Below are 6,153 nucleotides of genomic sequence, written 5' to 3' on the forward strand. Positions count from 1 at the left end.
CGGAAGCAGAGGGGAGGGGTCACGGAAATCCGTGGCCCCTCCCCTCGTTCCGTAGCACCATCGACGCCATGAGCTGGCACATCACCGAGGACGCCGCGGCCTTCCGCGCCGCCGCCCACGACCACTTCGCCGCCGACCCCGCGCGGAACACCGTGCTGCTCACCCTCAGCGAGGGCGCCCGGCGGCGGCCCGTCGAGTCCGCGCGGTACGGCTGGTGGACCGAGCCGGACGGCCGGGTGACCGGCGCCTTCCTGTTCACGCTGCCCCACGAGCCGGCGCTCGGACCGATGCCCGTGGAGGCGGCCCGCGCCCTCGTCCACGCGCTGCCGGACGCTGCCGCGGTGACCGGCGTGCGCGGCGAGGAGGAGACGGCCGAGGCGTTCGCCCGGGAGCTGTGCGGGGAGAGCCGGACGTGGACGACCACCCGCCGGATGCGGCTCTACCGGCTCGGCACGCTCACCCCGCCGGACCCCGCGCCGCCGGGACGGCCGCGGACGGCGGCCGCCGCCGACATCCCGCTCGCCGTGTCATGGATGCGTGACTTCGCCCGGGACATCGGGGAGGACGCCGATGTCGACTACACCCCGAACATCGAGCCCCGAGTCGCCGAAGGGCGCCTCCACTTCTGGGAGACCGGCGACGGACCGGTGTCGATGGCGAGCGTCTCGCCGATCGTGGCGGGCCAGGCCCGGGTCTCGCCGGTGTTCACTCCGGCCGAACTCCGCGGCCGCGGCTACGCGGGAGCCGTCACCGGCGCCGTCAGTCGTGCCGCGCTGGACGCGGGCGCGCAGCAGGTCCTGCTCTTCACGGACCTCTCCAACCCCACCAGCAACGCGCTGTATCAGCGGCTCGGGTACCGCCCCGTGACCGACCACGTGGGCCTGACGGTCTCCTGACGGCCGATCAGCGCCTGCGCGCCACCGCCTGTCAGCGGGTCCGCAGCTCCGCCGCCTCGCGCGCCAGCGACTCGACCCGCGTCCAGTCGCGGGCCGCGAGGGCGTCGGCGGGCAGCATCCACGTACCGCCGACGCAGCCGACGTTCGGCAGCGCGAGGTAGGCGGGGGCGGAGGCCGGGGAGATGCCGCCGGTCGGGCAGAAGCGGGCCTGGGGGAGCGGGCCGGAGAGCGACTTCAGATAGGGGATGCCACCCGCCGCCTCGGCGGGGAAGAACTTCATCTCGCGCACCCCGTGCTCCAGGAGCGCCACGACCTCCGACGTGGTCGAGACGCCCGGCAGGAACGGCACTCCCGAGGACTTCATGGCGTCCAGCAGGCTCTCCGTCCAGCCGGGGCTCACCAGGAAGCGCGAGCCCGCCGCGACGGCGTCCGCGACCCCGGCCGCCGACACGACGGTGCCGGCGCCGACGACCGCGTCGGGGACCTCGGCGGCGATCGCGCGGATGGCGTCGAGCGCCGCCGGGGTGCGCAGGGTCACCTCGATGGCGGGCAGTCCGCCCGCGACGAGGGCGCGGGCGAGGGGTACGGCGTCGGCGGCGTCCTCGATGACGACGACCGGGACGACGGGAGCGAGGTCGAGGACCGAGGGCAGCGCGGAGGTCATGGCCCCATCCTGCCCGGCGGCGACAACACACGCAACGAGCGTTGCGCACTGTGCAACGCCCGACCTGCGCCGGGTACGCGTCGACCGCTCGGACCCGACGCCCACAGGCGCCGGGGCACCCCATCCGGGCCGGCGCGCCCCCCTAGTGGATCTCCTCCACCAGCACGTCGAGGACCCCCGCCTTCCCCTCCTCCACCACGTACTTCAGATCCCGCAGCGCCACCACCAGCTCCACCGGGTCCTTCGGCGCCGCACCCGCCTCGAGGAGGCTCCGTACGATCCGGCCCTTCGTCGCCTTGTTGAAGTGGCTGACCACCTTGCGGGTCGGCGCATGCAGCACCCGCACCGTCGCCGTCCGCGCCGCCACCTCGCCCTTCGGCTTCCACGCCGAGGTGTACGCCGTGGACCGCAGGTCCAGCACGAGCCCGTCGCCGGCCGCCTCCGGCAGTTCGGTCGCCATCGCACCCCGCCAGTGCGCACCCAGCGCCCCGAGCCCCGGCAGCTTCACGCCCATGGAGCAGCGGTACGACGGAATCCGGTCGTCCATGCGCACCGCGCCCCACAGCCCCGAGAACACCAGGAGCGAGGTCCGCGCCCGCTTCCGCGCCGCCGCGTCCAGCGTGGCCAGGCCCAGCGCGTCGTACAACACCCCCGTGTAGATCTCGCCGGCCGGACGCGCACCCGCCGTCCGCAGCTCCGTGTTCTTGGCGATCTCGCCGCGCAGCCCCTCGCTCAGCCCGAGCACCTCACGCGCCTTCTCCTCGTCGGCGACGCACAGCTCGACCAGCTCGTCCAGGACCGCCGCCCGCGCCTCGGTCAGGCCCGGCAGCGACAGGGACTCCGGCTTGAGCGGCGCCCCACGGCCGGAAGCGGCCTTACCCTCCGACGGCGGCAACAGCACGAGCACGGTGGTTCTCCTTCGTACGTACGGGGCTGGGGGTGCGGCCCCAGAGCGTTCAGCCTACAAAGTGCCGGGCCGGGCCCTCCGCCATACGCTCGGTCCATGCCACGCCGCCACATTCACGTGACCGGCGCAGCCGAGGACCTGCGGGCCGCGCTGCGCGCACTGAGGACCCGGATGCAGGTTCCGGCGGGCTTCCCGCCGGCCGTCCTCGCTGAGGCGGAGGCGGCCGCGGCGTCCCCGCGGCTGCCGGACCACGACGCCACCGGCATCCCCCTCTTCACCATCGACCCACCGGGCTCCCGCGACCTCGACCAGGCCATGCACCTCGCCCGGCGGCCGGGCGGCGGCTACCGCGTCCACTACGCCATCGCCGACGTCGCCGCGTTCGTCACCGCCGGCGGCGCCGTGGACAAGGAGGCCCATCAGCGCGTCGAGACCCTCTACTTCCCCGACGAGAAGATTCCGCTGCACCCGCCGGTCCTCTCCGAGGGCGCCGCCAGTCTGCTGCCCGACCAGACCGTGCCCGCCCTGCTCTGGCGCTTCGACCTGGATGCCGACGGCCGCCAGGTCGCGGTCGACGTACGCCGTGCGCGCGTGCGCAGCCGCCTCAGGCTCGACTGCGCCGGCGCCCAGCAGCTGATCGAAGCGGGCACGGCGGAGGAACCGCTCGCCCTGCTGAAGACCGTGGGCACGCTCCGGGAGGCCCTGGAGGTCGAACGCGGCGGGGTCTCCCTCGACCTCCCCGAGCAGGAGGTCGTCGAGACCGGCGACACGTACACCCTCGTCTACCGCGCTCCGCGCCCCGTCGACGGCTGGAACGAGCAGATCTCCCTGCTCACCGGCATGGCCGCGGCCGATCTGATGATCGCTGCGGGCACCGGGATCCTGCGCACCCTGGGCGCGGCCCCGGACGGGGTCGACAAGCTGCGCCGCTCGGCACAGGCGCTGGAGATCGACTGGCCGCACCACGTCTCGTACGCGGAGCTCATCCGCTCGCTCGATCCGGCGAATCCCCGGCACGCCGCCTTCCTGCTGGACGCCACCGGCCTGTTCGAGAAGTCCGCGTACATCCACTTCGCGGACGGCGCCCTTCCGGATTCCCTGATCCATTCGGCCATCGCCGACGAGTACACCAGTTGCACCGCGCCCCTGCGCCGCCTGGTCGACCGCTATGTGGGCGAGCTGTGTCTGGCGGCCGTCGCCGGCCAGGAACCACCCGCGTGGGTGAAGGACGCCCTGACGACCGTCCCGGTCGAGATGGCGAGGGGCCGTGGCAAGGACGCGGACAGGGAGAGCATGGACGTCGTCGAGGCGGCGCTCCTGAAGGACCGGATCGGCCAGGTCTTCGACGGGTTCGTGATCGACGTGAAGGACGCGGCGATGAAGAAGGGCGTCGTGCATCTGAAGGACCCGGCCGTGGTGGGCACGGTGAAGAGCCGGCAGGGGCTGAAGCAGGGGAACCCGGTGCGGGTGGAGCTGAAGAAGGCGGACCCGGCGGACCCGGGCAGGGACAAGGTCCTCTTCGAGCACGTGCCGCAGTGAGTCACCCCGCCGCGACGGCCTCCGTCAGCGCGCGGTACAGCGCCCGGGCGTCGTCCGCGTGGCAGCGCACGATCCGCACCGACCGGGTGCCGCCCAGGAACCGGGGCGCGTCGACCGGCTCGGTCAGCTCGATGGCGACGGAGGTCTGCGAGGCGACGGCGAGATTCAGCTCCCCCTCCGTCTTCTCGTGGGTGAAGCGCAGCTCGTGCCGCACGGCGGCGATCAGGTCGAGCGGGATGTGGAGGTCGACGTGCGCGGCCTGCCGCAGGCGCAGGGCGTCCGGGGTGAGGACGTGCGGCCGTGTCACGGAGGCGGCGTGCACCCCGAGGACGAACAGGATCCCCGAGTACACGTCCAGGACCAGCACGATCGCGTGGGTGACGGGCCAGTCGGCCAGCAGATACGACATCCCGATCGTCTCGACGAGGCAGACGAACGCGAAGCCGTACATGAGGGCGGCCTGGTCGCGGGCGTGCGGGAACACCTGGGCGCCGGGACGCACGCCGCTGCGGCGCCGGGCCACCCACAGCGCGAGGCTCGCCAGCAGCCGCACCTCGTGCCCGATGAGCCGCAGCACGGGCACCGGTACGAGCTCGCCGAGGGCCTCCCGCGCGGAGAACCCGCCGCGACGGAGCCGTCGGTACACCACGAGGCCGGCGACCAGCAGGAGAAGAGCGGCGGCCTCGGCGGCGACGAGGGCGGGCGGGGGTATCCGTACCCCCGCGACGAGACAGACCAGGATCACGATCTCGGCGGGGAGCGAGGCGTACGCCACTCCGCGCAGCAGCCGGGTCGTGACGTCACGGCTCCCGGCGGTCCCTCGGGTGGCGTCCGGCTCGACGGCGCTCGGCCGACGGCCCGTCATCGGGCCCGCTCCTGGACCAGGATCAGTGCCTGGTGGACGGCGGCGGTCTGGGCGGGGGAGAAGTCGCCGAACAGGGTCTCGGTGAGCTGGTTGCGCGGCAGCCCCTGCCCTCCGAGCTGCGCCACCACCTCGTCCGGCAGACAGTCGGCGAGCGCCCGGGCCGCCTCCCCCACGCGCGGGTCGTCGGGCGCGGCGTCCACGAGGGCGTCGAGCCGGGCGTACACGTCGTGGGCGCGCGCGACGGCCCGCGGATCCTCGGCCATGGCACGCATCGTGCTCATGAGCTTCGCCCGCTCCTCCTGCGGCGCCGTGGCGTCGATCAGGGCGAGCATGTCCCGGTCCATGGCGGCCATACGGGACGCCGGGACCTCGCCCAGATCCGCGAAGAGGCCGGCCAGCTCCGGCGACACCGGCCCCTCGGCGGTCAGCCGCCCGGCCCGTGCCTCGCCCAGCAGCTCGGCGAGGCGCGCCCGCCGCTCGCGGATCACCGCCTCCTGCCGTCCGAGGTCGGCGTCCAGCTCCTCCAGCACCTCCACCAGCTCCCTCCCCTCGTCGTCGGCGAGCACGTCCCGCACCTCGTCGAGCCCGAGGCCGAGCTCGGTCAGCCGCCGGATCCGGGCCAGCAGGACGGCGTCCCGGATGCCGTACTCGCGGTAGCCGTTGGCCCGTCGTGCGGGTTCGGGCAGCAGCCCGAGATGGTGGTAGTGGCGCACGGCCCGCGGGGTGACCCCGACGAGCGCGGCGATCTCGCCGATTCGCATGGGCCCAGTAGAAACCCTGACGCTGCGACAAGGTCAAGCGCGCCCGACACGGCGGGTAGCATGGTCGGCACGGCAGACGAGCCGGGCGGACGGCCGCGTGGGGATCCTCGGATCCTCCCGAGGAACGTCCGGGCTCCACAGGGCAGGGTGGTGGCTAACGGCCACCCGGGGTGACCCGCGGGACAGTGCCACAGAAAACAGACCGCCGGGGACCTCGGTCCTCGGTAAGGGTGAAACGGTGGTGTAAGAGACCACCAGCGCCTGAGGTGACTCAGGCGGCTAGGTAAACCCCACCCGGAGCAAGGTCAAGAGGGGTCGTCCTCGGACGGCTCTGCGCGAACGCTCGAGGGCTGCTCGCCCGAGTTCGCGGGTAGACCGCACGAGACCGGCGGCAACGCCGGTCCTAGATGGATGGCCGTCACCCCGACGACCGCGAGGTCCCGGGGTACAGAACCCGGCGTACAGCCCGGCTCGTCTGCCTCCGACTTCGAGAAGCCCCCGTCGGGTGCACCACCCGACGG

Annotated in this window: 6 protein-coding genes and 1 other RNA gene; 3 read left to right on the forward strand and 4 right to left on the reverse strand. The window is 73.5% G+C overall.

What is annotated here, in order from left to right; genetic code table 11:
- Positions 1-68 precede the first annotated feature (68 nt).
- The gene (locus ACFQ7Q_RS31175; RefSeq protein WP_383560971.1) at positions 69-896 is read left to right on the forward strand and encodes a GNAT family N-acetyltransferase; all 828 of its coding nucleotides are present in this window, start codon (positions 69-71) and stop codon (positions 894-896) included.
- Positions 897-927: 31 nt separating this feature from the next.
- Here the strand turns inward: ACFQ7Q_RS31175 and eda are convergent, their stop codons facing one another.
- Positions 928-1,560 carry a bifunctional 4-hydroxy-2-oxoglutarate aldolase/2-dehydro-3-deoxy-phosphogluconate aldolase gene (eda, locus tag ACFQ7Q_RS31180; RefSeq protein WP_383560973.1) on the reverse strand — a complete coding sequence of 211 codons (633 nt, stop codon included), beginning with the start codon at positions 1,558-1,560 and terminating at the stop codon, positions 928-930.
- 142 nt (positions 1,561-1,702) lie between these two features.
- Complete coding sequence (gene yaaA / locus ACFQ7Q_RS31185) at positions 1,703-2,467, reverse strand: peroxide stress protein YaaA (RefSeq protein ID WP_383560975.1); 765 nt, start codon at positions 2,465-2,467, stop codon at positions 1,703-1,705.
- Between the two features lie 96 nt (positions 2,468-2,563).
- Here yaaA and ACFQ7Q_RS31190 point away from each other — a divergent pair, with 96 nt between their 5' ends.
- Positions 2,564-4,006 (forward strand): RNB domain-containing ribonuclease, encoded by a 1,443-nt coding sequence (locus ACFQ7Q_RS31190; RefSeq protein WP_383560977.1) that lies wholly within the window; start codon positions 2,564-2,566, stop codon positions 4,004-4,006.
- A 1-nt stretch (position 4,007) separates the two neighbouring features.
- Here ACFQ7Q_RS31190 and ACFQ7Q_RS31195 read toward each other — a convergent pair whose 3' ends face one another.
- Both ACFQ7Q_RS31195 and ACFQ7Q_RS31200 read right to left on the reverse strand, forming a co-directional pair.
- The gene (locus ACFQ7Q_RS31195; RefSeq protein ID WP_383560979.1) at positions 4,008-4,871 is read right to left on the reverse strand and encodes a hypothetical protein; all 864 of its coding nucleotides are present in this window, start codon (positions 4,869-4,871) and stop codon (positions 4,008-4,010) included.
- Entirely contained in the window at positions 4,868-5,632 is a 765-nt protein-coding gene (locus ACFQ7Q_RS31200; protein ID WP_383560980.1) for a MerR family transcriptional regulator, read from the reverse strand. The genes ACFQ7Q_RS31195 and ACFQ7Q_RS31200 overlap by 4 nt, the downstream gene beginning before the upstream one ends.
- A 77-nt stretch (positions 5,633-5,709) precedes the next feature.
- Here ACFQ7Q_RS31200 and rnpB point away from each other — a divergent pair.
- An RNA gene (rnpB, locus tag ACFQ7Q_RS31205) (RNase P RNA component class A) lies at positions 5,710-6,110 on the forward strand.
- Positions 6,111-6,153 lie beyond the last annotated feature (43 nt).

Origin of the sequence: Streptomyces sp. NPDC056527 (genome assembly GCF_042794475.1) — a bacterium.
In the GTDB taxonomy this organism is placed as follows: Bacteria; Actinomycetota; Actinomycetes; order Streptomycetales; family Streptomycetaceae; genus Streptomyces.